Origin of the sequence: Streptomyces sp. NPDC091272, from assembly GCF_044757485.1 — a bacterium.
Lineage (GTDB): Bacteria > Actinomycetota > Actinomycetes > Streptomycetales > Streptomycetaceae > Streptomyces.
Map to the genome: position 1 here is coordinate 166,598 of NZ_JBIVVC010000008.1, position 26,543 is coordinate 193,140.

Here is a 26,543-nt window from a genome sequence, read left to right on the forward strand (position 1 = left end):
ACAACCGGGCGGTATCCGTTCGGCGCTCAGTCTGGCCGAGGCTCGGACGGGCCCGTACAACGGAACCACACACCGCCCCGCCGTACCCCAACGCCCTTTGTGAGGGCGCCGGTTGATCCGTCCAGGCAGCAGGAGGCGCCATGCCCTTCCCCCCCGGCCACGAGAGGTACCGCGCCCGCCGCGCGAGGACCGGAGCCCGCGCGGGAGCCGCCGTCGCGGTGGCGGCACTGCTCGCCGGATGCAGTGGCGCGGGCGGCAGCTCGTCCGGCGGTGACACCCTGCGCGTCCTGATGGTCAACAACCCGCAGATGGTGGAACTGCAGAAGCTGACCGCCGCGCACTTCACCAAGGAGACCGGCATCAAGGTCGACTTCACCGTGCTGCCCGAGAACGACGTCCGCGACAAGATCAGCCAGGACTTCTCCAACCAGGCCGGGCAGTACGACGTCGCCACCATCAGCAACTACGAGGTGCCGTTCTACGCCAAGAACGAATGGCTGCACCCCCTCGACGAGTACGTCGCCAAGGACCCCGCCTTCGACCAGCAGGACATCCTCGAACCGCTGCGCAAGTCCCTCACGGCCGAGGACGGCAAGCTCTACGCCGAGCCCTTCTACGGCGAGTCGTCGTTCCTGATGTACCGCAAGGACGTCTTCGCCGAGAAGAAGCTGACGATGCCCGAACGTCCCACCTGGCAGCAGGTCGCCGACCTGGCGGCCAAGACGGACGGTGCCAAGCCCGGCATGAAGGGCATCTGTCTGCGCGGACTGCCCGGCTGGGGCGAGCTCATCGCCCCGCTGACCACCGTGGTCAACACCATGGGCGGCACCTGGTTCACCGAGGACTGGCAGGCGCGGCTGACCTCGCCCGAGTTCAAGAAGGCCACGAAGTTCTACGTCGACCTCGTCCGCGAACACGGCGAGTCCGGCGCACCCCAGTCCGGGTACGCCGAGTGCCTCAACAACCTCACCCAGTCCAAGACCGCCATGTGGTACGACGCCACGGCCGCCGCCGGCTCGCTGGAGGCCGGCAACTCCCCGGTGAAGGGGAAGATCGGTTACGTCCAGGCCCCGGTGGAGCAGACCAAGAACTCGGGCTGGCTCTACACCTGGGCCTGGGGGATGCAGAAGGCCTCCAAGAACACCGAAAAGGCCTGGAAGTTCATCTCCTGGGCGTCGGGCAAGGAGTACGAGGCCCTGGTCGGAAAGACCATCGGCTGGAGCAACGTACCTGCGGGCAAACGCACTTCGACCTACAGCAACCCCGACTACCTCAAGGAGGCGGCGGCCTTCGCCGACGTCACCCGGGACGCGATCAGGGGAGCGCAACCGGACGACCCGGGCGTGCAGCCGCGCCCCGCGCCCGGCATCCAGTTCGTCGGGGTACCCGAGTTCACCGACCTCGGCACCAAGGTCTCGCAGGAGATCAGCGCCGCCATCGCCGGCCGCCAGAGCGTGGACGAGGCCCTCGCGAAGTCGCAGGAACTGGCGGAGAAGGTCGGCAAGGAGTACCGCAAATGACGGCCCCCGGATCGGTGGAGGGGCCGCCGGCAGGCCGGACGGGCGGCCCGGACGGGCGGCACGCCAACGGCTCGGACGGCGCAGGACCGCCGGGTGCGACCTCCACCCGCGCCGTACCGCCCAGGCCGAGGAAGAAGGGCGGGGCGCGGGCGTGGGCCACCAGGGCGCCGCTGCTGCCGGCCCTCGTGTTCCTGATCGCGGTCACCCAACTGCCCTTCGTGGCGACCCTGGTCATCTCCCTCTTCGACTGGAACTCGCTGGCCCCCGACGCCCGTTCCTTCACCTGGTTCGGGAACTACGCGACCGTCGCCACCGACGCAGACCTGCGCGGTTCCGTGGCCACCACCGCGGCGCTCACCGCGACCGTGGTCCTGGTCAGCGTCGTCCTCGGCCTGCTGCTCGCCCTGCTGCTCGACCGGGTGTTCCTGGGCCGCGGACTGGTGCGGACCCTGCTCATCACCCCGTTCCTGATCGTCCCGGTCTCCGCGGCGCTGCTGTGGAAGCACGCCCTGTACAACCCGGAGTACGGCCTGCTGAACGGGGCCTGGAACTGGGTCGGCGGCCTCTTCGGCAACGACAGCCCCGCCCAGCCCGACTGGATCTCCGGGATGCCGCTGCTCGCGGTGGAGGCCTCGCTGGTGTGGCAGTGGACGCCGTTCATGATGCTGATCCTGCTGGCCGGACTCCAGAGCCGGCCGCCGGACATGATGGAGGCGGCCCGCCTCGACGGGGCGAGCGCCTGGCAGATGTTCCGCTACCTGACCCTGCCCCATCTGCGCCGCTACCTCGAACTGGGTGTCCTGCTCGGATCGATCTACATCGTGCAGAACTTCGACGCCGTCTTCACGATCACCTCCGGCGGCCTGGGCACCGCCAACCTGCCCTACACCATCTACCAGACCTTCTACCAGGCCCACGAGTACGGACTGGCCTCCGCGGCAGGGGTCCTGGTGGTCATCGGCACCCTGGTCATCGCGACCTTCGCGCTGCGCGTCGTCTCGTCCCTCTTCCAGGAGGAGGCCACCCGGTCATGACCACCGCAGCCGTACGACGCCCCCCGCGCGCCGCACTGCCACCCGCCGCCCGCAGGGCGAAGCGGCGCTCCACCTGGCTCGGGCTGCTCGCCTGGGCGGCCGGCCTGCTCTTCTGCCTGCCCGCGCTGTGGATGCTGCTCACCTCGCTGCACTCCGAGCCGGACGCCGCGACCAACCCGCCGTCGCTCGGCGCCGCCCTCACCTTCGACGGATACCGGGAGTTCTTCGGGGCCGGGGGAGGGGCCAGCCCGTGGCCCTCCCTCATCAACTCGGCCACGGCGAGCCTGGTGTCCACGGCGCTGGTGCTGCTGCTGGCACTCCCGGCGGCCTACGCGCTGTCGATCAGACCGGTCCGCAAGTGGACCGACGTCATGTTCTTCTTCCTGTCCACCAAGATGCTGCCCGTGGTGGCCGGACTGCTCCCGGTGTACCTGTTCGCGAAGAGCGTCGGGATGCTCGACAACGTCTGGCTGCTCGTCGTCCTGTACACCTCGATGAACCTGCCGATCGCGGTGTGGATGCTCCAGTCCTTCCTCGCCGACATCCCGCTCTCCATCATCGAGGCCGCACAGGTGGACGGGGCGCGGCTGCCGACGGTGCTGGCCCGGATCGTCGCCCCGCTGGCCGGCCCGGGCATCGCCGCCACCTCGTTGATCTGCTTCATCTTCTCCTGGAACGAGATGCTCTTCGCCCGGGTGCTCACCGGCGTGACCGCCCAGACCGCCCCCGTCTTCCTCACCGGATTCGTCACCAGCCAGGGCCTGTTCCTCGCCCAGCTGTGCGCCGCGTCCGTCGTGGTGTCCCTGCCGGTGCTCGCCGCCGGCTTCGCAGCCCAGGACAAGCTCGTCCAGGGCCTTTCCCTTGGAGCCGTCAAATGAGGGCAGCGATCGTCGAGGCACCCGGCAAGGTGTCGGTCACCACCGTCCCCGACCCGGAGCCGGGGCCGCGCGACGTGATCGTCAAGGTCGCCTCCTGCGGACTGTGCGGAACCGACCTGCACATCCTGCAGGGCGAGTTCGCGCCCTCACTGCCGATCGTCCCCGGGCACGAGTTCGCGGGTGAGATCGTCGAAGTGGGCTCCGACGTCACCGAGTTGGCGGTGGGGGACCTGGTCGCCGTGGATCCCTCCCTGCACTGTCACGAGTGCAAGTACTGCCGGTCGGGGCGCGGCAACCTCTGCGACCGGTGGGCGGCGATCGGCGTCACCGTGGCGGGCGGCGCAGCCGAGTTCGCCCGTGCCCCGGTGGCCAACTGCGTACGGCTGCCCGCCCACGTCGACGTACGGGACGCGGCGCTCATCGAGCCGCTGTCCTGCGCGGTGCGCGGCTACGACGTGCTGAGCGGGAACCTCGGCGCCGAGGTGCTGATCTACGGATCGGGGACGATGGGCCTGATGATGCTGGAACTGGCCAAGCGGACCGGGGCCGCGTCCGTCGACATACTCGACGTCAATCCCGAACGCCTGGCCACCGCGCGGCAGTTGGGGGTCGACGGCTCCGGTGCGTACGCCGACGAGCTGCACCGGCCGCAGGGCTGGGACCTCGTCGTCGACGCCACCGGGAACGCGGCCGCCATCCAGGACGGGCTCGGCCGCGTCGCCAAGGGCGGCACCTTCCTGCAGTTCGGGGTCGCCGACTACGCGACGACCGCGACCGTCGAGCCGTACCGGATCTACAACCAGGAGATCACCATCACCGGCTCGATGGCGGTCCTGCACAGCTACGAGCGCGCCGCGGCACTCTTCGCCGCCGGTGTTCTCGACCCGGCCGTCTTCATCAGCGACCGGCTGCCGCTGGAGCAGTACGCGCAGGCCATGGAGCGGTTCCGGGCGGGGAAGGGGCGCAAGATCGTCGTGGAGCCGTGAGCGGCGCCGTAGGCGGAGGCCTCACCCCGGCCGCCGCCGTCCCGTGCCCGCCGTCTGCCCCAGGCGCCGTAGGCACAGCGGCTCACCCCGGCCGCCGCCGTCCCGTGCCGGACCCGCCGTGTGCCCCCGCTCAGAGCCCCAGCCACACGTACGCCGCCTGCGCGGTGAAGTCCGCGTGCCCGCCCCGGAACAGGAGGTCGGCGGTGCCGAACGCCGGGTCGTCCTCGCTGCCCGGTACGTACGGGATCGCCGCACACCGCATGCCCGCCGCCAGCGCCGCCGTCACCCCCGGTGCCGCGTCCTCGAACACCGCGCAGTAGCCGGGTTCCGCCGCCAGCAGCGCGGCGGCCCGCAGGAAGACGTCGGGGGCGGGCTTGCCGTGCGCCACCTCCTCCGCGGAGACGATCACCGCTCCCGCCGCCTCGCCCAGGTACGCGTCGAGCCCGGTACCCGCGAGGACCGCCTCGATGGCAGCCCGGGAGGAACCCGACGCGACCGCCATCGGTACCCCCTGCGTGTGCAGCCGCTCCACCAGTTGGCGCATCTCCGGGTAGACCTCGGTGGAGGCGCGGGCCAGCTCCAGGTACAGCCGGTTGTAGTCGGCGAGCAGCTCGTCGGTGGCCTTGGCGATCCCGTAGGTCTCCCGGAGGATCTCCAGCGTCTCGCGCGTGCCGATCCCGATGAACCGGGTGTTCTCCTCCCAGGTGTAATCGACGCCGTACGACGCGAGGAGCTTGCGCCCGGTCTCGTAGTAGTTCGGCTCGCTGTCCACCAGGGTGCCGTCGAGATCGAAGATGACCGAAAGGGGGCGTGGGGTGCTCATGAGCACAGCATGAGGCATGCGGATCAACGCACCCCGGCCGCCTTTCCGATCGCCTCCACCAGCGGCAGCAACCGGTGCGGCACCCGCTCCCGCAGCGCCACCTCCGTACGCGTCCTGACCACACCCGGCACCTGGATCAGCCGCTGGATGACGTCCTCCAGGTGCCCGGCGTCGCGCGCCACCACCCGGGTCATCAGGTCCCCGCCGCCCGTGATCGAGAACGCCTCCACGATCTCCGGCACTCCGGCGAGCGCGTCCCCGACGTCGTCCAGATGGCCCTGCGTGACCTCCACGTGCACGAACGCCAGCACCGGGTGGCCGAGTGCGGCGGGGGAGAGGGCGGGGCCCGTCCCGGTGATCACCCCGTCCCGCTCCAGCCGGTCCAGCCGTGCCTGGAGCGTGCCGCGCGCGATGCCCAGGATCCGCGCGTACTCCCGCACGCTCGTGCGCGGCTGCTCGATGAGCAGTCGCAGAATGCGGGTGTCGAGCGCATCCACTGACAAGTTGCCCCTCCATGGTCCGTTGGTCCGCCGCCGGCCCTGCCGTACGCCTCCATTGTGGGCCATTGGTCCAGTCCCCGCAGCACGAGTTGAGCCACTGTCCCACCAGATGCTTTCCTGAGGCCACTGATGGCGCCGCACAGCGCCCGGAGCGGCGACGGCGCCGCACCGGACCGGGCGGCGCCTTTTCCATGCCGCCGCGCGCCGCGTCCGGCCGCGCGGACGTCCGGACGCTTCCTGTCCGGCGCCTTGCTGTCCATTTCGAAAGCTTGTTGTCCGCACACGACCGAGGGGGCGGGGTCACCGCTGTGAAGAGGATGTTCCACGCACCGGACCCGGGCCGGATGCGGCTGCGCAGCGCGCTGCGCGCCGTCCTTGGCATCGGCTTGGCCGTCACCCTCTCGGGGCTGGTCGGTCACTCGCTGGTCGCGGCGATCACGGCCGGCCTCGCCGCGCTGCTGGCCCTCTTCACGGTCGGCGATCCCACCGTCCGCAGACAGGCGGTCACCACCGCGCTGCTGCCGGTCGTCGGCTTTCCGGTACTGGCGCTCGCGACCGCGCTGCACGGTCACGCCCTGCTGCGGGACGCGGCCTTCCTCGCCGTGGTGGGGGTGGGCGTGTACGCCCGCCGGTGGGGGCCGCGGGGGCACGCCCTGGGGATCTTCGCGTTCATGGCGTTCTTCATGACGCAGTTTCTCCACGCCGTGCCGGCGCAGCTGCCCGAGCTGTACACCGCCGTCGCACTCGCGCTCACCGCCTCCTCGGCGGTGCGGTTCGGGTTCTGGTGCTACGAGAGGCGGGTTCCGCCGCCGGTCCTTCCGGTCCCGGTGCCCGGACGCCGGCTGTCCAGGGTCACCACCCGGCAGGCGATCCAGGCGACGGTGGCGTCCGCCTTCGCCCTCGGCGTGGGGCAGCTCCTGTCCGAGGAGCGCTGGTACTGGGCGGTGGGCACCGTGTGGTGGATCTTCGTGAACACGACCTCACGGGGAGAGACGCTCGTACGCGGCTTCCGCCGGGTGGCGGGCACGCTCACGGGCATCGTCATCGGCCTGGTGGTCGCGGTCGAACTCGACGGGGCGCCCGTTCCCACCGCCGTCCTCGTCGCGCTCTGCGTCTTCGGGATCTTCTACACCGCCGCCGTCTCGTACACCTGGATGATGCTGGCGGTGACCGTGATGGCGGGCCTGCTCTACGGGCTCCTGGGCGTACTCGACCATGACCTCCTGGTCCTGCGCCTGGCCGAGACGGGGGCCGGGGCGGCCGGGGTGGCGCTCGCCGTGCTGCTCGTCCTGCCGGTGACGACCCACGCGACCACCCACGCCTGGATCCACCGCGCCGTGCAGTGCGTGCACACCTGCACGGAGGACGCGGCGGCCCGGCTGGCGGGGAAACCCGACGCGGATCCCGCCCCGGGCGTGGCGGAGCTGGAACTCCTGCTCGGCCGCGTCCGGCTCTCGCTGGCACCGCTCGTACACCCCCTGAGTCCGCTGCGGGGCCGCAAGGCACGAGCGCGCCAGGTGCTCGCCCTGCTCGACGACTGCGCCCGTGAGATCCGGGCGCTGGCCGGCATCGCGGCGGACGCGGAGGCGTCCCACGACGCACGCCTCACCGCCGCCTGCTACCGGGTGGAGCGAGCGGTCGAGGCACTCACGTCCCCGGACACCACGCACCCGGAGACCGAGTCCGTCCTCGGCCAGGAGAACGCCGCAGACGTGGCGGCCCTGCTGCACCTGCACGCGATCGAACGCGCCCTGGCACAGCTGGCCGCACCCCTCGCCGCGCGACCGGCGTCCCGCTAGCCGAATCACCCGTGCCGACGGCCGCAGGCTTCCGCGCCGACGGCCGCAGGCTTCCGCGCCGCGGACGGGCTCCCTCGGTCCGGTGTCCGGTGGCGTGGGACGCAGACCCGGTTTCGGACGGACCGGCTGGAATGGCGGCAGTAGCTGTCAGCGGCGACGCTGGGGCCGTGGCGCACGCTTTCGCAGCCCGCCCGGCCGCACCCGGAGGCATGACGGCCGCAGGGCGACCCCCAGGAGGCAGCGGTGAGCGAGGACAAGGGGCCCGCTGGCACGGACGAGCAGGCCGAACTACGCGAACTGCGCGGCCGGGTCGCGGCCATGGAAGCGCAGCGGGGCGGCCGGGGACATCGCGGCCGGTCGTTCCTGGCCACCGTACTCATCATGATCGGCTGCCTGCTCGCACCCCTGGCCGCCGTCGCCTCCTGGGCGGCCGGCACGGTCGGTGACACGGACCGGTACGTCGCCACGGTCGGCCCCCTCGCCGACGACCCCGCAGTGCAGGACGCCGTCGCCGACCGGGCCACGGACGCCCTGACGGCCAGGATCGATCTGTCGACACTGCTGTCCGACGTGGCCGCCGCCGACCGACCCCGGCTGGCACAGGCCCTGGGCCGGCTCGGCGACTCGCTGGAGGGGGCCGTCCACAGCTTCGTGCACGACCAGGCGCGTGCCGTGGCCGGCTCCGACGCGTTCCGCGACTTCTGGAACCAGGCGAACCGGCGGGCCCAGAGCTCGCTCCGGAAGGCACTGACCGGAAGCGGCGGGGGAGCGGTCCAGTTGAAGGGCGACACCGTCACGCTCGACCTGGCGCCGTTCGTCGACCGGGTCAAGGAACGGCTCGTCGACGAGGGCATGACGGTCGCGAACCGGATCCCCGAGATCCACACCGACTTCACGCTCGTCAGGTCGGACGACGTCGGCAGGGCCAAGTCGTACGTGCGGCTGCTGCAACTGGCCGGGAACTGGCTTCCCGTCATCGCCCTCGTCCTTGTCACTGCCGGGGTGCTGCTGTCGCCACGCAGGCGAAGGGCCCTGGCCGGCGCGGCCCTGGCCGTTGCCGTGACCTGCGGACTGCTCGGGGTCGGGCTGCGCGTCCTCCGCGTGTTCTACCTCGACAGGCTGCCCGTGGACGTCTCGCAGGATGCGGCGGCGGCGGTGTACGACACGCTGACGCGAACCATGTTCACCATGGTCCGCTCGGTCGTGGCGCTCGGCGTCGTCGTCGCCCTGGCGGCGTGGCTCACCGGGCCCGGCCGCCGGGCGGCTCTGGTCCGCGGGCTGTGGACGTCCGGCATCGGAGCCGTCCGGTCCACCGCCGACCGCGGCGGAATGCGACTGGGGCCGGTCGGTCCCTTCGTCCGCCGCCACCGCACCTCTCTCACCTGGGTGCTGGTCGCTGCCGCGTTGCTCGTCCACCTGTGGTGGTCCTACCCCACCGGTTGGGTCGTGGTCGGGATCGCCCTGTGTCTGCTGTTCCTGCTGGCGGTGGTGGAGTTCCTGGCACAGCGGCCGGACGGGGCGGGCGCCGTGCGCCCAGAGCGCCTCCTCTGACCGGGCGGACCGGTCACCACGACGCGCTCGGGGAAGCTTGCGGCGCGGACCCGCTACCCGCGCGACCCGGCTCGCCCCTTGCCCGCGTGGCCCTGCACACCCCTGCCCGCGCGCCCCGGCTCGCCCCTGTCCGCGCGACCCGACTCACCAGGTCTCCGTCCCGTCCGGCGCGGAGGAGGGCCGGTCCGGCCCCTCGCCCGCTCCCTTCTCCTTGGCCCGCATCCGCAGCCCGAGCAGCGGGAAGACGAGCATCGACATCATGGCCGCGCCGACGAGCGCCGCCGCCTCACCCGTCCCCACCGCCTTGTCGTCGAGCCCGATCGTCGTGATCGCGACGACCAGCGGCAGGCAGGTGGCGGAGTAGACCGTCAGCGCCCTGCGGCTGAGCGGCGAGAGGTCGCGCGGAGCGAACGCGTACGCCGGCAGTCCCCGCACGACGAGGAACAGGACCAGGAACACCGGCAGCAGCAGGAGCGGGCGACCGCCGTCGAGCAGCGCCGAAAGGTCGAACTCGATCCCCGTCACGATGAAGAACAGTGGCACCAGGAAACCGAAACCGAGCGCCTCGATCTTGCCCAGGACGTTCTCGCTGTCCTCCGGCGAGCTGCCCCGCAGGACCAGCCGGGTGAGCAGGCCCGCGACGAAGGCGCCGAGGAGGACGTCGAGACCGAAGGCGTACGACAGGCCCAGCATCGCGAAGAGCAGCAGCATCACGAACCGGACCGCGAACTGGCCGCTCGTGTGGAGGGTGGTGTGGACGACCCGGACGAACCACGCGGGCCGCGGGCGCAGTGCCGCCCACAAGGCTGCCGCGGCGACGACGGCGAACACCCCGAGGACAAGGGTCGCCGCGCCCGGCGCCCGCCCGCTGAGCAGGACCGAGATGGCGATGACCGGCCCGAACTCACCGACCGAACCGAAGGCCATCACCACCGTGCCGAACCTGCCCCGCAGATCACCGCTGTCGCGCAGGAGCGGCAGCACCGTGCCGAGTGCCGTACTGGTGAGCGCGGTACCGATGATCACGCTCCGGTCGAAGTCCAGGCCGGTCAGGGCCAACGCGATGCCGAGCCCCAGCACCAGCGAGAGCCCCCAGGCACGTACGGAACGGTTCAACGTGTCGCCGCGGATGGCACCGAACTGGATCTCGTAGCCCGCGAGGAAGATGAGCATCGACAGGCCGAGGTCCGCGAGCGCGTCGATGACCTCGTTCGAGTGGGCCCAGCCGAGTACGTCGGGACCCAGCAGGATGCCGAGCAGGATCTCGAAGATGACCAGGGGGACCCTCATCCGGCGTGCGCAGCCGTGGGCGAGCAGGGGGGCCAGTACCGCGGCGGCCATGATGAGGATCAGCGTTCCCGGGTGGTCCATGGCGGCGTCCCCTGCTGGGCGGCGAGTTCGTGGTGCTCCCCCGACGATCGGTGCAGGGGGCCGGTGGGGCACGTGAGGGCGGACCATGCGGGTGACTCCGGCGGGCGGGCGCGAAACCGGGCGTGGGAGCTGGGTACTTCACCCGGACGGGCCCGCCCGGGTGAGGGCGCGGGGCCTGCGCGCCAGACTTGACCCGAGCCGGCCGCGGGCGTCCTGATGCGGGACCGCGGTCCGGTACGACGCCGGAGGACACCTCGTACCGCGCCCTGTACGGCGCCGTCGCTCACGGACGAGTCCGCGACGGCACCCCACCCGGAGACGGGCGGCCGGGCATCCCGTGGACGCCCAGGCACCCACCGGACGATCACGAAACGGCGGTACCGGCCCAGGTGACGAACAGTGTGAGGGAGACGGCGCACGGGATGCGCCGGCCTGCCGCCCTGGCGTTCTCGGCCGTGACCATGGGGGTGATCTACTTCCTGCTGCCCCTGCACGTGCTCGGACGGCACCGGCCGGTGCTGAGCTGGCTGGTCCTGGTGTGCGCACTGGTCGTGGTCGCCCTGGGCCTGCTCGTGGAGATCCAGTCCGTCATCACCGGCAGGGGCGGCACCCGGCCCGCCTGGACCATCGCGGGACTCATGTGCCTGTCGGTCTGCGTGTTCTCCGCCGCCTACTTCGTACTCGCGCAGCAGCCGCACGAGTTCGTCGGGTTGCGCACCCGGGTGGACGCGCTGTACTTCACCGTGGTCACCCTGGCCACGATCGGCTACGGGGACATCAGCCCCAGCGGCCAGGCGGCTCGGGCGCTGACCCTCATCCAGGTCCTGTACAGCTTCGTCTTCCTCACCGCGGCGGCCACCGCGCTCTCGCGCCAGGTCCGGGTCCGCCTGCTGCGGCACAGGGGTCCCCGGTCCGAGCGGGACGGAGGCTGAGCGGGTTGCGCGGTTGCGCGGTTGCGCGGTCGCGCGGTCGCCGGGTCGGGGTGGATGCCCGGCGGTCGGCGTCGCTTCAGGACCGGTACGGGCACGGGCTGGACCGGTACGGGCACGGGCTCTCCGCTCGGAAGGGGGCGTGCGGCTCTCCTCGCACGCTCCCGTAGGCTTCTCCGCGCTCCCCGGCGGCCGGTGCCCAACCGGCCGATCGCCGTACATCGGGGGTAAACCCGGCGGCATCATGCGGAGAAACGATCCGGCGGGACGGAATTCCGGGCGTAGATCGTTGATGTCTGGGGATGGGAGCAGGATGCGCGATGACCTTGAGCGAGCCGCCGGAGTGATACCGGGGCCGACTGCCGACCCGATACCCGGGTCGGTCCCCGGACCGACCCCCGCCCCGGGCTTCCCGGGCGGTGCGGTGTTCGGCGCGGCCGGTCCGACGACTGGCCCTGGCGGTCCGGTGCTTGGCACTGGCGGTCCGACGACTGGTCCTGGCGGTCGGGTGCTCGGCACCGGCGGTCCGACGCCGGTCGCCCCTGCTCAGCGGTTCCCGGTTCCGGACGCTCCGGTGCGGAGTGCCCCGGTCCCGGACGCCCAGGACTTCCTCCTCCCGCCCCCTGGCGCGCCCGCCCCGGCTGTCGCGAGCGTCCCCGGCCCCGCGCCCGCTCCCGAGCAGCGTGACCACTTGCTCTCCGCTCCCGAGCAGCAAGACCGCATGCTCCCCGCTCCCGAGCAGCACGACCGCGCGCTCCCGGCCTTCGAGTCCGCCGCCCGGTGCCCCGTCGCCCACGGTGCGGGCCTGCTGCCGGCGCTTCCTGACGGGCCTTCGGCCGTGGAGCCCGTCAACCGCGCGTACGCCACCGACCTCGCCACCCTGCACCGCCTCGCCGAGGACTTCGTCCGCCTCCTGCACCACGAGATGCCCGCCCACGGCGACCCCGGGCCCCGACTGGCCGCCGTGCACGCGGAGATCGACGCCACCGGTACGTACCGGCACACCCCCGGCGAACTCGCCTTCGGCGCCCGGGTCGCCTGGCGCAACAGCAACCGTTGCATCGGCCGTCTCTACTGGAACTCGCTGCGGGTCCGCGACCGGCGTCACGTCAGCGACGCCGACGGCGTCGCCCGCGAGTGCGCCGACCATCTCCGGGAGGCGGGCAACGGCGGTCGCATCCGCCCGTTGATCACGATCTTCGCCCCGGACACCCCGGCCCGTCCCGGCCCCCGCATCTGGAACGAACAACTCGTCCGGTACGCCGGTTACACCGCCGCGGGCGGCGAGATCGTCGGTGACCCCCGCAACGCGGGCCTCACCCAGCTCGCCGCGCGGCTCGGCTGGCGCGGCGGCCCCGGCAGCCCCTTCGACGTACTGCCGTTGATCGTGCAGGGCAGCGACGACAAGCCGCAGTTGTACGAACTGCCCGCCGACGCGGTCCTGGAAGTGCCGCTCCGGCACCCCGAGGACACCTGGGCCGAGGAGTGGGGCCTGCGCTGGCACGCGGTGCCCGCGATCTCCCACATGTGTCTGGAGATCGGCGGCATCTGCTACCCCTGCGCCCCCTTCAACGGCTGGTACATGGGCACCGAGATAGGCGCCAGGGACCTGGCCGACACCGACCGCTACAACCTGCTGCCCGCGCTCGCGGCGCGCCTCGGCCTGGACATGAGCTCCGACCGTTCGCTGTGGAAGGACCGGGCGTTGGTCGAGCTCAACCGGGCCGTCCTGCACTCCTTCGACCGCGCGGGCATCACCATCACCGACCACCACACCGAGTCGGAACGATTCCTCACCCATCTCGACCGCGAGGAGGCCAGGGGGCGGGAAGTGGGCGCCGACTGGTCGTGGATCGTGCCGCCGATGTCGAGTGCGGCGACCCCGGTCTTCCACCGGACGTACGACAACACCGAGTTGACCCCCCTGTTCACGCACCACGAGGACGCGCTCGTACGGGCGCGGGGCGAGGGCGCCCACTGACCCGGCACGCCGGGGCCTGACCGGTCCGGGGCGGTCCGTTCGGGCACCGGTCGGTCCGGACCGCCCTGCTACCGTCGGCCCCGCACGCACACCCACTCGCGGAAAGGGGCTGCACGGTGAGCAGCAGCACGGCATCGGGCGCGCACTCGGAACAGGTGGCCCCCGGGCAGGGGCCGGCCGCGCCGGTACCTCCAGGACCGGCGCGTGCGTTCATCGGTTCGTTCACCTCGGCGGGCGGACGTGGACTCCTCACCGCGGCCGTGGACCCGCGGACCGGCGCGCTCACCGCGCTCGGCGCCACCGCTGCCGTCGCCGATCCGTCGTACCTGGCGCTCGCCCCCGACGGCCGGGTCCTGTACGCGGTGAGCGAGCGGGACCAAGGTGCGGTCGCGGCATTCGACGTTGCCGACGCGCTGCCGCGGCAGCTGGGGGAGCCGGTGCCGGCCGGCGGCGGCTCACCCACCCATCTCGCCCTCGCCGACGGCCACGTGGTCACCGCGAACTACGGTTCCGGCAGCGTCACCGTCCTCCCGCTGCGCGCCGACGGAGCCCTGGACGCCCCGTCCTGCGTACTGCACCACCACGGCAGCGGCCCCGACCCGGAACGCCAGGAAGGCCCGCACGCCCACCAGGTGCTGCCGGACCCGAGCGGTCGCTGGGTGCTCAGCGTCGACCTCGGGACCGACTCGGTCCGGGTCTGCGCGCTCGCCGCGGACACCGGCACCCTGAGCGTGCGCGCCGAGGTCGCCCTGCGCGCCGGCAGCGGCCCCCGCCACCTGGCCTTCCACCCGGCGGGCACGCACGCCTACGTCGTCAACGAGCTGGCACCCACCATGACCGTCTGCCGCTGGGACGCCGCCGAAGGCACCCTCACGCGGCTCTCGGAGGTCCCGCTGCTGCCGGAGCCGGTCGAGGGTGCCAGCTACGCCTCCGAGGTCGTTGTCGCCCCCGACGGACGCTTCCTGTGGGTCGCCAACCGTGGCCACGACAGCATCTCGGTGTTCGCCCTCCCGGCCGACGCCGCGCGCCCGGAACTGCGCACCACCGTTCCGTGCGGCGGTCACTGGCCGCGTGACCTGGTCCTCGATCCGACGGGCCGCCGCCTTTACGCGGCCAACGAGCGCTCGGGGGACGTCACCTGGTTCGACGTCGACCAGGAGAGCGGGATCCCGCGCCTGGCGGGCTCGCTCGACGCACCGGCGGCCTCCTGCGTGGTCCTCGGCTGACCCGGCGTACGCGCAAGGCCCGCACCCTCGGCGATCAGGTGCGGGCCTTCTGCGTACGTGAGCGGGCGCGGCCGGTCAGTGGACCGGCGCCGCCTGCTGCGGGGTGATGCCCAGCGCCGTCGTGTACTGCGAGAGCACCAGCTTGCCGATCGCCGGGTAGGCGCCCAGCGGCTCGGCGAACGCGCAGCCCGCCTCCTTCGCGGCGGTCTCCAGCAGGTCGGCGGCGACCTCCGGGCCGATCAGGTACGGGGCGAGCGCCAGGTTCGCGGAGCCCGAACCGCGGAGCTGCTCGGCGATCGAGGCGATCGAGCCCTCCTCGTCGAGCGCGGCGGCCATCACCGGCACGGCCAGCCGCGCGGCCAGCAGCATCCCGGTGATCCCGGCCGCCTGCACGGCCTCCTCGCCGCCGACCGTCGCCAGCACGATGCCGTCGGCGGCCGTGGCGACCGTGAACAGCCGGGCGCGGTCCGCGCGCGACAGACCGGCCTCCGAGAGGCGCACGTGCAGGGCTTCTGCGAGCAGCGGGTGCGGGCCGAGGACGTCGGTCAGCTCGGCGGCGGCGTGGCTGTCCACGAGCGCCTGCCGTATGCGGCGCATCGTGGCGGCCTCGGGCCCGGCGAGCAGCGGCACGACGACGGCGACGGGCCCCTCGGGCGCCGCCACCTCGCGGCCGACGGCCAGGGCCTGCTGGTAGCGGGCGGTGCGCTCGGCGGCGGCGTGCGCGAGCACGGCGTCCAGGGTCGGGTACTCGCCCTGGTCGTCACCGTCGAGGTAACCGATGCGGGCGTCGAGGCCCGGCAGCTCGGAGCGGGCGATGCTCAGGAGTTCTTCCGCCAGGCTGCGCGTGGCGGTGGACGGCTCGCCGGGAACGGCGAGAACGAGTGCGGGCGCACCCTCGGGAGCGGCCACGGGCTCCGGACGGCGGTGGCGTCCGGGCTGGCGGGGGCGCGGCATTCGTACAGGCAGGCCGGAAGCGGGCCCAGTGGGGGAGCTCATGGCGCCGCATGCTACTGGCTTTGCGGGTGCCGCCGTTCGGGGAGGGTGTATTCGAGCGGTATCTGTCCCGTTTTATCCAGTGCATGACGATGGATGGCGGTGAATGCCCAGTCACTCAGCGGGTTTGATGTCCCGATACATGCAACATGTGCGGATCGGGCGGAAATGACAGGGTGCCGGTGGCGAGTGCCGAGGCGATCTCCAGTGCCCCGTGCAGCGGATCCCCCGCCGCCGGAACGAACCGCGCCTGCGGCAGCCCCTCCGCGAGAGCCGCGCGCAGAGGGACGAGGAGAGGATCGCCCAGCCGCAGCAGGCCGCCCGTGAACGCGACCTCGCAGCCGGGCGACGCCAGGTCCGCTCCGTCGTGCCGCGGCGGGCACACGGCGGCGGCCGCGTCCGTGAGATGACGGGCGGCCTCCCGCAGGATGCCGGCGGCCACCGGGTCCCGCGGCGCGCACGCGGCCACCTCCGGGGCGAACGAGGCGAGAACGGCGGGCCGGTCGGTACGCGGATACAGCTGCCCCGGTAGTCCCTGCGCTGGGCCGAAGACCGCTTCGAGCCGCTCCAGCAGCGCGGCCGACCCGCCGCGCCGGCCGTCATGGGCGCGCATCGCCGCTTCGAGCCCGGCCCGTCCGATCCACGCCCCGCCCCCGCAGTCACCGAGCAGATGGCCCCAGCCGTCGGCCCGCCGCCACGTGGCCAGGTCGGTGCCCAGGGCGATCAGACCGGTGCCCGCCGCGACCACCGCCCCCGGTCGCGGCCCGAGTGCTCCGGCGTACGCGGTCACGGCGTCGGCGGCGAGCGCCACCTTCCGCACACCGAACTCCCGGAACAGCAGACCGGGCAGTTCCGCCCGCAGGCCGTCGCCCAGGGTCGCCATCCCCGCGGCGCCGACGCACACTGCCGCCAGTTCGCCGCCGCCCGCACGGGCCAGCAACTTCCGTGCCGCGGGCACAAGTTGCGCGGAAAGGTGCGCGGCGTCGATACCCCGGCCGCCGGTGCGTACCGGCTCGGCGGAAACGGTCGTGGGCGACACCGGCGCCAGACTGCCGGCCCTCGCGAGCGCGAACCGCACACCGGAGCCCCCGGAGTCGACGCCGAGGACGTACTCCCCGCGCCCGGCCGTACCGCCAGGGGGGCTGCCCGCAGTGTGGATGTCCATGGTCCGCGGGAGCCTACCTCGGGCGAGCGGCGCGGGGGAGGGGGTCCGAAGCGCAGTCCTGCCCACGGGGAGCCCAGGTCAGGGCGTTGTCGTACTACGCCAGTAGAGTGAGGCCCGTGACAGCGCGACCGTTGAACGAAGTGGTGGAGCCGGGGTGGGCACAGGCGTTGGCGCCCGTGGCCGGACGTATTGCGGCGATGGGAGACTTTCTGCGGGCGGAGGTGGCGGCGGGCCGCACCTATCTGCCCGCCGGAGCGAATGTGCTGCGGGCCTTCCAGCAGCCTTTCGACGACGTACGGGTGCTGATCGTCGGTCAGGACCCCTACCCGACGCCCGGAATGGCGATCGGGCTGAGCTTCGCGGTGAACGCCGATGTGCGGGTGCTCCCCGGCAGCCTGGAGAACATCTACCGGGAACTGCACACGGACCTGGGGCTGCCGCGCCCGTCGAACGGCGACCTGACGCCGTGGACCCGGCAAGGCGTGCTGCTGCTCAACCGGGCGCTGACCACCGCGCCCCGCAAGCCGGGCGCCCACCGGGGCAAGGGCTGGGAGGAAGTCACCGAGCAGGCGATCCGGGCGCTGGTGGCACGCGGCAAGCCGATGGTGGCGGTGCTGTGGGGGAGTGACGCACGCAGGCTGCGCCCGCTGCTGGGGGAGGTGCCGTCGGTGGAGTCGGTGCACCCGTCCCCGATGTCCGCCGACCGCGGGTTCTTCGGCTCCCGGCCGTTCAGCCGGACCAACGAACTGCTGACCCGCCAGGGAGCGGCCCCGGTGGACTGGCAGCTTCCGTAACGAAACCCCCCTCGCACCTGCCAGCGCCCGCCCACCGCAACTCGCACGAGAGGGTCCCTTCGTGCGAGCCCTCCCGAACGGGCCCTCTCGTACAGGGACACAGTCCGGCCCCCTCCCGGGCGGTCCGGGGCCGGACGGTGCCCTGTTCAGCCGATCACCGCCGCCCGTACGCACAGCACGTCCGGCAGGTGCGAGGCCAGTTGCCGCCAGCTGTCGCCGTCGTCCGCGCTCGCGAACACCTCGCCGTTGCGATTGCCGAAGTAGACCCCGGCCGACGGTGCGTTGTCGTCCGTGCACAGCGCGTCGCGCAGCACCGTCCCGTAGTGCTCCTCCTGCGGCAGGCCGGACGTCAGCGGCTCCCAGCTCTTGCCCGCGTCCTGGGTCCGGTAGACCCGGCACCTGCGGTCCGCGGGCACCCGGTCCGAGTCGGCCGTGATCGGGAAGACGTACGCCGTGTCCCCCCGGTGGGGGTGGGCCGCCACCGCGAAGCCGAAGGTGGACGGCAGTCCCTCGCCGATGTCCGTCCAGTTCGCGCCCGCGTCGTCACTGCGGAAGACACCCCAGTGGTTCTGCAGGTACAACCGGTCCGCGTCGGCGGAGTCCTGCGCGATCTTGTGCACGCACTGGCCGAACTCGGGGTCCGGGTCCGGCAGGAAGACCGCCGACACGCCCTTGTTGGACGGGGCCCAGCTCGCCCCGCCGTCCCTGGTCCGGAACACCCCTGCCGTGGACACCGCCACCGTCACCAGGTCCGGGTCGCGCGGGTCCGTCACCACCGTGTGCACGGCCTCACCACCGCCGCCCGGCACCCACCGGTCGCGCGTCGGATGCTCCCACAGCGGCCGGACGAGCTCGAAGGTCTCGCCCCGGTCCGCCGAGCGGTACAGCGCCGCCGGCTCCGTGCCCGCGTAGACCACGCCCGGCGCGGCCGGTCCCGCCGGGTGGAGCTGCCACACCCTCTCCAGCGAGGCCCCGGTGTCCGGCGGGAACCTGACGGCGGGCTTCTTGGGCTCCGTCCAGGTGACGCCGAGATCGTCGGAGTGGAAGACCGAGGGGCCCCAGTGCGCGCTGTCCCCGCCGACCAGCAGCCGGGGCGTGTCCCCGCTCCGGTCGATCCCCACCGAATACACAGCCTGCGCGTTGAAGTGCGGGCCGTCGAACTCCCACTCCCCGCCACCGCGACAGCGGCCGAGAAAGAGTCCCTTGCGTGTGCCTACCGCGAGCAGTACGTCGGACATGGCCGACACCTCCCAGACTTCGTTGTCCCCAGGTATCGGCCAGTCTGCACCCCACCACTGACAACGGCCCCGGCGAAGGGCGTCGCCCCAGGTCAGGCCGGTAAGCCGGGAATGTCCGCGAGTGTCGGCGCAGGGTCGGGAGCGGCTTCAGGACGGATTCCTTGACAGGCTCCCCGCCCTTGGAAAACATCCGTCCGGTACGCCCCGAACGGACCGACCGACGAGGAGAGTCAGCCATGACGTCCCCCACCCCGCAGCAGGTCCTCGCGGCGGCCGCCGGCCCCGTGCCGCCGGGCGCGTCCCTGCCGACACCGCCCGTCTTCGATACGGTCGAGCAGGAGCGCCAGTACCGTAAGGAGCAACTGGCCGCCGGGTTCCGCCTGTTCGGCAGGTTCGGCTTCTCCGAGGGCGTTGCGGGCCACATCACCGCCCGCGACCCCGAGCACCCCGAGCACTTCTGGGTGAACCCCTTCGGCACGGCCTTCTCCCTGATCAAGGCGTCCGACCTGATCCTGGTCGATCACGAGGGCAACCTGCTGCACGGCAGCCGCCCCGTGAACCGCGCCGCGTTCGTCATCCACGCCGCCGTGCACCAGGCCCGCCCCGACGCGGTCGCGGCCGCCCACTCGCACTCCCTGTACGGCAAGGCGTTCTCCAGCCTCGGCGTGCCGCTCGACCCGATCACCCAGGACGCCTGTGCGTTCTTCGAGGACCACGGCCTCCACACCGAGTACTCGGGGGTGGTCAGCGACGCGGAGGAAGGGCGGCGGATCGCCCGCGCGCTCGCCTCGTACAAGGCCGTGATCCTGCAGAACCACGGCCTGCTCACCGTCGGGGGCACCGTCGCCGAGGCCCTCTGGTGGTTCATCACGATGGAACGTTCCTGCCAGGCCCAGCTCCTCGCCATGGCGGCCGGCACACCCAAGCTCATCGACCGCGGCACCGCGCTGCACACCAGGAGCCAGCTCGGCGGCTCCTTCGCGGGCTGGTTCCAGGCACAGCCGCTGCTGGACCAGATCTCCGTGTCCGACCCCGACCTGTTCGGCTGACCGGGAGGCGCAGGCCGTCGCCGCGCCGCGCACAGCGCACCGCGCGTCCCGCACCCCGCCGGGACCGCGCTTGGTCCCGCACCCCGCCGGGACCGCGCACCGGCCCGCACCCCCGCCGGGCCCCCGTCACCGTCCCGCGCCCCTGTACCTGAGACACCTGAGAGCGAGCGTTCATGAGTCACCTGGCCGGCCGAGGCATCGCCGACATCACCGGGGAGGCCGCCGAGTGCGGGATGCTCGGCTACGGCAAGGCCGGACAGCGCACCACCGGCATCCACACGCGCCTGCGCGCACGTGCCTTCGCCTTCGCCGAGGGCACCGGGCCCGCCGACCGGCGGCTGATGCTGGTGGTCTGCGACCTGCCGCTGATCTCCGGCGGGCTCGTCCAGGAGGTCGTACGGCGACTGCCCGACGGCTGGACCGAGTCCAACCTGATGATCACCGCCACCCACACCCACTGCGGCCCCGGCGGCTACTTCCACCACGCGCTCTACAACAGCAACACGGGCGGCTTCCGCCCCAAGACGTACGCGGCGATCGTCGACGGGATCACCGAGGCGGCGCACGCGGCCCTCGACGACCTGGCGCCCGCCGAACTCGCCCTCTCCCACGGCGAACTCCACGGTGCCAGCGTGAACCGCTCCCGCCGCGCCTTCGACCGCAACCCCGGGCACGACCGCGCCTACTTCCCCGAGGCGGTCGACCCGCACACCACCCTGCTGCGCATCACCCGCGGCGGCGAACTCACGGGCGCGGTCCACTGGTTCCCCGTCCACAACACCAGCATGACCAACAACAACACCCTCATCAGCAGCGACAACAAGGGCTACGCCGCCTACAAATGGGAGCGCCTCGACCACAGAACGGACTACCTGGCCCCCGGGCAGCCCGACCTGGTGACCGCCTTCGCGCAGACCAACACCGGCGACATGTCCCCCAACCTCAACCTCCGCCCCGGCAGTGGCCCCACCGATGACGAGTACGAGAACACCAGGATCACCGGCACCCGACAGCAGGAGTCAGCCACCGCGCTCCTGGCCACCGCGGCCCCGCTGACCGGTCCGATCGACCACCGGATCACCCATCTCGGCCTCTCCGGCACCGAGGTGGGCCCTGACTTCACGGGCGACGGCCGTGCGCACCGCACCGGTTCCCCCGTGGGAGGCGCCGCGGCCCTCGCGGGCGCCTGGGCCGACGGCAAGGGGTTCGCCGGTTTCCGCGAGGGCCGCAACCCGGTCTGGGACGCCCTGTCGCGGCGGGTGATCTACGCGCTCTCGCCCGCCCTGCGCGACGCCCACGCGCCCAAGGCGCTCGTGCTGCCCGCAGGCCCGCTGAACCGGCTGCGCCCCATGGTCCAGGAGCGCGTGCCCGTGCAACTGCTGCGCATCGGACGGCTGTACCTCATCGGCATCCCGGGCGAGGTCACGATCGTGGCCGGACTGCGGCTGCGCCGTACCGTCGCGGGGATCGTCGGCGCCGACCTCGGGGAAGTGCTCGTCGCGAGCTACAGCAACGGCTACTTCCACTACGTCACCACCCCCGAGGAGTACGACGCCCAGGAGTACGAGGGCGGCAGCACCCTCTTCGGCAGATGGCAGCTGTCCGCCCTCTGCCAGACCGCCGCGGCCCTCGCCACCGCCATGCGCGACGGCCGCCCCGTCCGGCCGGGCACCCCGGAGCCCCTCCCGACGGCACGCGAGCACCGTCGGCGCACGCCGTCCGACGAACCGCACCCGGGCCGCTCCTACGGCGACGTGCTCTCCTTCGCCCGCATCGGCAGACAGGTCACGGCCTGCTTCGTGGCCGCGCACCCCGCCAACGACCTGCGCAGGGGCGACACCTACCTCGCGGTGGAACGGGCCGAGGGCGAGACCTGGACCCGCTACGCGGACGACGGCGACTGGTCGACCACCTTCCGCTGGGCCCGCACCGGCCGCGGCACCTCCACCGCCACCGTGACCTGGACCGTCCCGGACGGCACACCCCCCGGCCCGTACCGTCTGCGCTACTTCGGCAACAGCACGGACCGAGGGGCCTTCACGGGTGCGACGGAAGTCTTCGTCGTACGGTGAGATTCCCCCGGGCCCGCGGCCCGCCGGGCTCGGACGGACCGGCCGGCGGCCCGCCGGGCTCAGACGGACCTGTGGTACTGATCCGGCACCCGCACCTCGCCGCCCAGCTCCCGGGCCGCGTGCCGCGCCCAGGACGGGTTGCGCAGCAGCTCCCGGCCGAGCAGCACCGCGTCGGACTCCCCGTTGGCGAGGATCTTCTCCGCCTGCGCGGCCTCGGTGATCATCCCCACGGCCGCGACCGGCAGCGAGGTCTCCGCCTTGACCCGGGCCGCGAACGGCACCTGGTAGCCGGGGCCGACGGGAATCCGCACACCCGACGCGTTGCCGCCGGTCGACACGTCCAGCAGGTCCACCCCGTGCTCCTGGAGCAGCGAGGCGAAGCGCACCGTGTCGTCGCCGTCCCAGCCGTTCTCCGCCAGCCAGTCCGTCGCCGAGATCCGGAAGAACAGCGGCAGCTCCTCGGGCCACACGGCCCGCACCGCGTCGACGACCTCAAGGGCGAAGCGGGTGCGGTTCTCGAAGGAGCCGCCGTACCCGTCCGTGCGGCGGTTGGAGTGCGGGGACAGGAACTCGCCGATCAGATAGCCGTGCGCGCCGTGCACCTCCGCCACCTGGAAGCCCGCGTCCAGCGCGCGCCGCGCGGCGTCCGCGAACTGTCCGACGATCTCCCCGATCTGCGCCACCGAGAGCTCATCGGGCACGGGGTGGCCCTCCTGGAAGGGCACCGGGCTCGGCGCGACGGGCTGCCAGCCGTTCTCCTCGGGCCCCACCGGCCCGCCGCCCTTCCACGGCCGGTCGGTGGAAGCCTTGCGGCCCGCGTGGGCGAGCTGGATGCCGGGTACGGTGCCCTGCGACGTCAGGAAGGCCGTGATCCGCCGGAAGGCCGCCACCTGGGTGTCGTTCCAGATTCCCAGGTCCGCCGGGCTGATACGTCCCTCGGGGCTCACCGCGGTCGCCTCGACCAGGATCAGGCCCGTACCGCCGGTGGCACGCGCCGCGTAGTGGGCGAAGTGCCAGTCGTGCGGGACGCCTGCCTCCGGGCCGCACGGCTGCGCGCTGTACTGGCACATCGGCGCCATCCAGACACGGTTGGGGAAGGTCAGGCCGCGCAGGGTGAGGGGCTGGAAGAGACTGCTCACAGCGAACTCCGATCGAGGAAGGGCCGGTTGCTGGTAGTACGTTAACCATCGTAGTACGGCATCTGTCAAACTACGATGAGTCTCGTACAATCAGAATCCGGGCGTCCCGTCCGGCCTCCCGCCGGTGCGGCCTTCGCCGCCCGCCGATCACGTACGCCAAGAGGAAGAGGGGCAGTCATCGTGAGCACCGCCGCAGTGAACAGCCGTGAACTCGCGCACCCCGACCGTGCGGAGATCCGCCTCGAAGGCGTGCTGCACGCGCTGTCGGACCCGATGCGGCTGCGCATCGTCCGTGACCTGGCGGCGGCGGAGCAGGAGCTCGCCTGCGCCACCTTCGAGCTGCCCGTCTCGAAGTCCACGACGACCCACCACTTCCGCGTGCTGCGCGAGAGCGGCGTCATCCAGCAGGCCTACCGCGGCACGGCCAAGATGAGCGAGCTGCGCCGCGCCGACCTGGAAGAACTCTTCCCCGGACTGCTCGAAGTGATCCTGGAGGCCGCGGAGTTGCAGGCGGGACGCGGCTGAGCCCGGCAGGAAGGCTGGCGCGCCCGGGCCCGCGGCCGGCCGTGTCCGGCAGCTCCGGGCGAAGGGCCGCCGCAGGAGTGCAGCGGGGCTGCCGACCGTGTCCGGCGGCTCAGAACGAAGGGCCGCCGGCCGCGTCCAGGAGCTCAGGGGCCGGGGCCGCCGGCCGCGTCCAGCAGGCCCGCCCAGTCGGCGATCTTCACCGACCGCCGGCCCAGTGACTCCCCGAGCGCCGCCTCCGCCGCCTCGATGGCCAGCCACCCGGGCCACAGCACCGGGCGCAGTCCGGACCGCCGCAGCACGTCGACGGGTTCATCCCCGGCCACCGTGCGCCGCGCCAGGGCCGGAGCGTCGGCCAGCAGCGAGTTCACGGTCTCCTTGGCGCACGGCCGGTTGGTGCCTATCACTCCGGTCGGCCCCCGCTTGATCCACCCGGCGACGTACTCGCCCGCCGCCGGCCGCCCGTCCCGCAGCACCCGCCCGGCCGTGTGCGGCACCGTTCCCCGCGCGGGGTCGAACGGAAGTCCGGGCAGCGGTGTTCCGTGGTAGCCGACCGAGCGCAGCACCAACTGGGCCTCGATCTCCTCGTACACGCCCGTGCCGCGCACCGCGCCCGTCCCGTCCGGCTCCGTGCGTTCGAACCGTACTGCGGCCACCCGCCCGGCCTCGGCCAGCACCTCCACCGGGCGCAGGAAGAACCGCAGCCGAACTGTCCGCCCACGCGGGGGAGGTGGCGCCTGCGCCCAGCCGCGCAGCACCTCGACGTTGCGGCGCAGGGCGGTGGGCAGGCCGGACGGATCATCGAACGCCGCGTCCAGGGCCAGCTCGACGGGTTCCACCGAGACCGAGGCGTCGGGCAGCGCGCCGAGTTCGCGCAGTTCCTTGGTGGTGAACTTGGCCTGGGACGGCCCGCGTCTGCCCACCATGTGGACCTCGCGCACCGTGGACCCCGACAGCAGGTCGAGGGCGCGCTGCGGCACGTCCGTGGGCAGCAACTCCTGGGCTCCACGCGCCAGTACACGTGCCACGTCGACGGCCACGTTGCCCACCCCGACGACCACCGCCGAGCGCACCCCCAGGGCGAAGCCGCCCGGATTGGCGTCCGGGTGCGCGCTGTACCAGGAGACGAACTCGGTGGCGGAGAAGCTGCCGGGGAGGTCCTCGCCGGGGATGCCGAGGCGACGGTCGGCGGCGGCGCCGACGCAGTAGACCACCGCGTGGTACATCTCCAGCAGTCGCTCGGGCGGGAGTTCGGGCGTCCCCGCCTCGATGTTGCCGAGGAAGGAGACCTGTTCGTGCTCCAGGACGCCGCGCAGGGTGCCCTGCAGCGACTTGATCTTCTCGTGGTCGGGGGCGACGCCGTACCGCACCAGTCCGTAGGGGCACGGCAGCCGGTCCAGCACGTCCACCCGCACGGGTACGGCGGTCTGCTGGACGAGTGCCTGGGCCGTGTAGACCCCGCTCGGCCCCGACCCGACGACTGCGACGCGAAGCATGGCGGAACTCCCTCCCGCAGGGTCTCTCCAGGATCGCACCGCCCGCCCGGGAGCGGCAGGGGGCTGCGCCACCGGAATGCCCGGTGTGAGCGGCGTGTGCGTGCCGTGACGGAATTCTGGTCATCGACGGGATAGGTTCCTAAAGTGCCGGAAAGTACGTTTTGCAACCCGCCCAGTAGTTTTGCGCCTAATGGCGCAGTTTCGGTGTGGCCTGTCTGGGAACTACAGGGCCACGGCACCGTCACCACCGGCCCCGACGACTCCTTCGGTGGGCCCTGGGACGGTGGCGCACGCCGCGAGGTCCTCCCTCCGTGGTTCAACATCCGTCTGACCTTCGCCGACGGTGCCCGGATCGAGGTGCTCGCCGTGGTCTCGGAGGGCCGGGTCGCCATCGAGGACATGAAGGCCGACCCGCCCTTGTCGTTCGACGGCTTCGCCACGCTCGCCAACTGGATCGAGGGGCCGCTGGAGGACGCCTGCCGGGTCGCCGTCGAACAGCAGCGGTTCGCCTCGGGCGGGTCGCGCGGCGTCGCCGAGGCCGTGCCCGTCTTCGCCGAGGAACCGGCGGGCAAGCGCAGGGCCCGTCCCACCTGGCCGCGCGGCAGCGCGGGACGCATGATCGCCGCCGAGGCGTACCGGACCGCGCAGAAGGAGGGCGAGGATCCCGTCCTCGCGGTGATGTACGCGACCGGACGCAGCCGGCGCAAGTCGCTCAAGGTCATCGCGAGCGCCCGGGACGAGGGGTACCTGGCACCCCGCCACAACCGCCGCTGAACCCCGTTCACCCGGCGCCGGTCACTGCTCCTTCAGCATCCGTACCATCCGGTTGATCTCGGTCGTCTGCTGGGCGACCAACTCGGTCGCCCACTCCTCGACCATCAGGTCGTTGCCCTCGGCCAGTGCGGTGCCCGCCATGGTGAGCGCCCCCTTGTGGTGCGTGATCATCAGCTTCAGGAACAGCTCGTCGAACTGCTTGCCCCTGGCCGCCCTCAGCTCCGCCAGCTGCTTCTCGGTGGCCATGCCCGCCATCGCCCCGTGGTCGTGCGGGGCCTCGGGCCGCTTGTCGGCGCCGTTGCGCTGCTGCCACGCCGCCATGACGTCGATCTCCGGGCGCTGTGACGCCGCGATCCGTTCGGCGAGCAGTCGCACGCCCCGGGAGGAGGCGCGCGTCGGAGCCAGTGCGGTCATCACCAGGGCCTGGCCGTGGTGTGCGGTCATCATCCGCGTGTAGGCGAAGTCCGCCGAGTTGGGCGCGTTGACCGGGGCTGCCGCACGGGCCTCGTCGGGGGACAGCGTCCTGGCCGGTTCGCCCGGCTTTCCCGGCGCCACCACGGCGGTGTCCCCGGCCGGCTTCGCCCGTGCGTCCTCCTGCGGCGTGCCCGAACAGGCGGACAGGGCGAGCAGGGCGGCGACGGCGAGCGGAACCTGCGCGACGAACTTGTGGAGCGCTCCGCCCGGTTGACGGAAATGCACAGCG

The 26,543-nt window shown here is 72.5% G+C and carries 23 protein-coding genes; 14 read left to right on the plus strand and 9 right to left on the minus strand.

Annotation, left to right across the window (positions count from 1 at the left end; translation table 11 throughout):
• Positions 1 to 140: 140 nt before the first annotated feature.
• The 4 genes from ACIQM4_RS22980 to ACIQM4_RS22995 are packed head-to-tail and all read left to right on the plus strand — an operon-like array spanning position 141 to position 4,418.
• Entirely contained in the window at positions 141 to 1,520 is a 1,380-nt protein-coding gene (locus ACIQM4_RS22980; RefSeq protein WP_401594576.1) for an ABC transporter substrate-binding protein, read from the plus strand.
• The gene (locus ACIQM4_RS22985; RefSeq protein WP_401594579.1) at positions 1,517 to 2,554 is read left to right on the plus strand and encodes a carbohydrate ABC transporter permease; all 1,038 of its coding nucleotides are present in this window, start codon (positions 1,517 to 1,519) and stop codon (positions 2,552 to 2,554) included. The genes ACIQM4_RS22980 and ACIQM4_RS22985 overlap by 4 nt, the downstream gene beginning before the upstream one ends.
• Positions 2,551 to 3,432: a carbohydrate ABC transporter permease gene (locus tag ACIQM4_RS22990; RefSeq protein WP_401594581.1), complete on the plus strand. Its 882-nt coding sequence runs from the start codon at positions 2,551 to 2,553 to the stop codon at positions 3,430 to 3,432. The genes ACIQM4_RS22985 and ACIQM4_RS22990 overlap by 4 nt, the downstream gene beginning before the upstream one ends.
• A complete protein-coding gene (locus ACIQM4_RS22995; protein ID WP_401594584.1) occupies positions 3,429 to 4,418 on the plus strand; it encodes a zinc-dependent alcohol dehydrogenase family protein in 990 nt (329 codons plus the stop codon). The genes ACIQM4_RS22990 and ACIQM4_RS22995 overlap by 4 nt, the downstream gene beginning before the upstream one ends.
• Before the next feature lie 130 nt (positions 4,419 to 4,548).
• Here ACIQM4_RS22995 and ACIQM4_RS23000 read toward each other — a convergent pair whose 3' ends face one another.
• Together ACIQM4_RS23000 and ACIQM4_RS23005 are read right to left on the minus strand one after the other, a co-directional pair.
• A complete protein-coding gene (locus tag ACIQM4_RS23000; RefSeq protein WP_401594586.1) occupies positions 4,549 to 5,241 on the minus strand; it encodes an HAD family hydrolase in 693 nt (230 codons plus the stop codon).
• A 23-nt stretch (positions 5,242 to 5,264) separates the two neighbouring features.
• A complete protein-coding gene (locus ACIQM4_RS23005) occupies positions 5,265 to 5,744 on the minus strand; it encodes an Lrp/AsnC family transcriptional regulator (protein WP_401594589.1) in 480 nt (159 codons plus the stop codon).
• Positions 5,745 to 6,058: 314 nt separating this feature from the next.
• On the opposite strand from ACIQM4_RS23005, the gene ACIQM4_RS23010 reads away from it, so the two are divergent.
• Together ACIQM4_RS23010 and ACIQM4_RS23015 are read left to right on the plus strand one after the other, a co-directional pair.
• The gene (locus tag ACIQM4_RS23010) at positions 6,059 to 7,540 is read left to right on the plus strand and encodes an FUSC family protein (protein ID WP_401594591.1); all 1,482 of its coding nucleotides are present in this window, start codon (positions 6,059 to 6,061) and stop codon (positions 7,538 to 7,540) included.
• 318 nt (positions 7,541 to 7,858) lie between these two features.
• The gene (locus ACIQM4_RS23015; protein ID WP_401595046.1) at positions 7,859 to 9,091 is read left to right on the plus strand and encodes a hypothetical protein; all 1,233 of its coding nucleotides are present in this window, start codon (positions 7,859 to 7,861) and stop codon (positions 9,089 to 9,091) included.
• 144 nt (positions 9,092 to 9,235) lie between these two features.
• Here the strand turns inward: ACIQM4_RS23015 and ACIQM4_RS23020 are convergent, their stop codons facing one another.
• The gene (locus ACIQM4_RS23020) at positions 9,236 to 10,462 is read right to left on the minus strand and encodes a cation:proton antiporter (protein ID WP_401594594.1); all 1,227 of its coding nucleotides are present in this window, start codon (positions 10,460 to 10,462) and stop codon (positions 9,236 to 9,238) included.
• A 389-nt stretch (positions 10,463 to 10,851) separates the two neighbouring features.
• On the opposite strand from ACIQM4_RS23020, the gene ACIQM4_RS23025 reads away from it, so the two are divergent.
• The 3 genes from ACIQM4_RS23025 (at position 10,852) to ACIQM4_RS23035 (ending at position 14,598) form a co-directional block, all read left to right on the plus strand.
• Positions 10,852 to 11,394, plus strand: a complete 543-nt coding sequence (locus ACIQM4_RS23025; RefSeq protein WP_401594597.1) for a potassium channel family protein — start codon at positions 10,852 to 10,854, stop codon at positions 11,392 to 11,394.
• A gap of 718 nt (positions 11,395 to 12,112) precedes the next feature.
• Entirely contained in the window at positions 12,113 to 13,372 is a 1,260-nt protein-coding gene (locus ACIQM4_RS23030) for a nitric oxide synthase oxygenase (protein WP_401594600.1), read from the plus strand.
• Positions 13,373 to 13,527: 155 nt separating this feature from the next.
• Entirely contained in the window at positions 13,528 to 14,598 is a 1,071-nt protein-coding gene (locus tag ACIQM4_RS23035; RefSeq protein ID WP_401595049.1) for a lactonase family protein, read from the plus strand.
• A gap of 75 nt (positions 14,599 to 14,673) precedes the next feature.
• Here the strand turns inward: ACIQM4_RS23035 and ACIQM4_RS23040 are convergent, their stop codons facing one another.
• Together ACIQM4_RS23040 and ACIQM4_RS23045 are read right to left on the minus strand one after the other, a co-directional pair.
• Entirely contained in the window at positions 14,674 to 15,594 is a 921-nt protein-coding gene (locus tag ACIQM4_RS23040) for a sirohydrochlorin chelatase (protein ID WP_401594603.1), read from the minus strand.
• Between the two features lie 115 nt (positions 15,595 to 15,709).
• A complete protein-coding gene (locus tag ACIQM4_RS23045; protein WP_401594606.1) occupies positions 15,710 to 16,756 on the minus strand; it encodes an N-acetylglucosamine kinase in 1,047 nt (348 codons plus the stop codon).
• A 116-nt stretch (positions 16,757 to 16,872) separates the two neighbouring features.
• On the opposite strand from ACIQM4_RS23045, the gene ACIQM4_RS23050 reads away from it, so the two are divergent.
• Positions 16,873 to 17,550 (plus strand): uracil-DNA glycosylase, encoded by a 678-nt coding sequence (locus ACIQM4_RS23050; RefSeq protein WP_401594608.1) that lies wholly within the window; start codon positions 16,873 to 16,875, stop codon positions 17,548 to 17,550.
• A gap of 146 nt (positions 17,551 to 17,696) precedes the next feature.
• Here ACIQM4_RS23050 and ACIQM4_RS23055 read toward each other — a convergent pair whose 3' ends face one another.
• On the minus strand, positions 17,697 to 18,788 hold the full coding sequence (locus ACIQM4_RS23055) for a WD40/YVTN/BNR-like repeat-containing protein (RefSeq protein WP_401594611.1): 1,092 nt from the start codon (positions 18,786 to 18,788) through the stop codon (positions 17,697 to 17,699).
• 236 nt (positions 18,789 to 19,024) lie between these two features.
• Between ACIQM4_RS23055 and ACIQM4_RS23060 the strand changes: the two genes are divergently transcribed.
• Both ACIQM4_RS23060 and ACIQM4_RS23065 read left to right on the plus strand, forming a co-directional pair.
• On the plus strand, positions 19,025 to 19,837 hold the full coding sequence (locus ACIQM4_RS23060; protein WP_401594614.1) for a class II aldolase/adducin family protein: 813 nt from the start codon (positions 19,025 to 19,027) through the stop codon (positions 19,835 to 19,837).
• A 173-nt stretch (positions 19,838 to 20,010) separates the two neighbouring features.
• A complete protein-coding gene (locus ACIQM4_RS23065) occupies positions 20,011 to 21,909 on the plus strand; it encodes a neutral/alkaline non-lysosomal ceramidase N-terminal domain-containing protein (RefSeq protein ID WP_401594616.1) in 1,899 nt (632 codons plus the stop codon).
• A 59-nt stretch (positions 21,910 to 21,968) separates the two neighbouring features.
• Here the strand turns inward: ACIQM4_RS23065 and ACIQM4_RS23070 are convergent, their stop codons facing one another.
• The gene (locus ACIQM4_RS23070; protein WP_401594620.1) at positions 21,969 to 23,048 is read right to left on the minus strand and encodes an NADH:flavin oxidoreductase/NADH oxidase; all 1,080 of its coding nucleotides are present in this window, start codon (positions 23,046 to 23,048) and stop codon (positions 21,969 to 21,971) included.
• Between the two features lie 180 nt (positions 23,049 to 23,228).
• On the opposite strand from ACIQM4_RS23070, the gene ACIQM4_RS23075 reads away from it, so the two are divergent.
• Positions 23,229 to 23,573 carry an ArsR/SmtB family transcription factor gene (locus ACIQM4_RS23075; RefSeq protein ID WP_401594623.1) on the plus strand — a complete coding sequence of 115 codons (345 nt, stop codon included), beginning with the start codon at positions 23,229 to 23,231 and terminating at the stop codon, positions 23,571 to 23,573.
• Positions 23,574 to 23,716: 143 nt separating this feature from the next.
• Here ACIQM4_RS23075 and ACIQM4_RS23080 read toward each other — a convergent pair whose 3' ends face one another.
• Positions 23,717 to 25,066, minus strand: a complete 1,350-nt coding sequence (locus tag ACIQM4_RS23080) for an FAD-dependent oxidoreductase (protein ID WP_401594625.1) — start codon at positions 25,064 to 25,066, stop codon at positions 23,717 to 23,719.
• Positions 25,067 to 25,270: 204 nt separating this feature from the next.
• On the opposite strand from ACIQM4_RS23080, the gene ACIQM4_RS23085 reads away from it, so the two are divergent.
• The gene (locus ACIQM4_RS23085; RefSeq protein ID WP_401594628.1) at positions 25,271 to 25,840 is read left to right on the plus strand and encodes a DUF6214 family protein; all 570 of its coding nucleotides are present in this window, start codon (positions 25,271 to 25,273) and stop codon (positions 25,838 to 25,840) included.
• Positions 25,841 to 25,861: 21 nt separating this feature from the next.
• Here ACIQM4_RS23085 and ACIQM4_RS23090 read toward each other — a convergent pair whose 3' ends face one another.
• The gene (locus ACIQM4_RS23090) at positions 25,862 to 26,539 is read right to left on the minus strand and encodes a DUF305 domain-containing protein (RefSeq protein ID WP_401594631.1); all 678 of its coding nucleotides are present in this window, start codon (positions 26,537 to 26,539) and stop codon (positions 25,862 to 25,864) included.
• Positions 26,540 to 26,543 lie beyond the last annotated feature (4 nt).

Excerpts from the sequence above, each read along its gene's own strand:
- ACIQM4_RS22980 (WP_401594576.1), top strand. The coding sequence starts at position 141 with ATGCCCTTCCCCCCCGGCCACGAGAGGTACCGCGCCCGCCGCGCGAGG.
- ACIQM4_RS22985 (WP_401594579.1), top strand. The coding sequence starts at position 1,517 with ATGACGGCCCCCGGATCGGTGGAGGGGCCGCCGGCAGGCCGGACGGGC.
- ACIQM4_RS22990 (WP_401594581.1), top strand. The coding sequence starts at position 2,551 with ATGACCACCGCAGCCGTACGACGCCCCCCGCGCGCCGCACTGCCACCC.
- ACIQM4_RS22995 (WP_401594584.1), top strand. The coding sequence starts at position 3,429 with ATGAGGGCAGCGATCGTCGAGGCACCCGGCAAGGTGTCGGTCACCACC.
- ACIQM4_RS23000 (WP_401594586.1), bottom strand. The coding sequence starts at position 5,241 with ATGAGCACCCCACGCCCCCTTTCGGTCATCTTCGATCTCGACGGCACC.
- ACIQM4_RS23010 (WP_401594591.1), top strand. The coding sequence starts at position 6,059 with ATGTTCCACGCACCGGACCCGGGCCGGATGCGGCTGCGCAGCGCGCTG.
- ACIQM4_RS23015 (WP_401595046.1), top strand. The coding sequence starts at position 7,859 with ATGGAAGCGCAGCGGGGCGGCCGGGGACATCGCGGCCGGTCGTTCCTG.
- ACIQM4_RS23020 (WP_401594594.1), bottom strand. The coding sequence starts at position 10,462 with ATGGACCACCCGGGAACGCTGATCCTCATCATGGCCGCCGCGGTACTG.
- ACIQM4_RS23030 (WP_401594600.1), top strand. The coding sequence starts at position 12,113 with ATGCTCCCCGCTCCCGAGCAGCACGACCGCGCGCTCCCGGCCTTCGAG.
- ACIQM4_RS23040 (WP_401594603.1), bottom strand. The coding sequence starts at position 15,594 with ATGAGCTCCCCCACTGGGCCCGCTTCCGGCCTGCCTGTACGAATGCCG.
- ACIQM4_RS23045 (WP_401594606.1), bottom strand. The coding sequence starts at position 16,756 with ATGGACATCCACACTGCGGGCAGCCCCCCTGGCGGTACGGCCGGGCGC.
- ACIQM4_RS23055 (WP_401594611.1), bottom strand. The coding sequence starts at position 18,788 with ATGTCCGACGTACTGCTCGCGGTAGGCACACGCAAGGGACTCTTTCTC.
- ACIQM4_RS23060 (WP_401594614.1), top strand. The coding sequence starts at position 19,025 with ATGACGTCCCCCACCCCGCAGCAGGTCCTCGCGGCGGCCGCCGGCCCC.
- ACIQM4_RS23065 (WP_401594616.1), top strand. The coding sequence starts at position 20,011 with ATGAGTCACCTGGCCGGCCGAGGCATCGCCGACATCACCGGGGAGGCC.
- ACIQM4_RS23080 (WP_401594625.1), bottom strand. The coding sequence starts at position 25,066 with ATGCTTCGCGTCGCAGTCGTCGGGTCGGGGCCGAGCGGGGTCTACACG.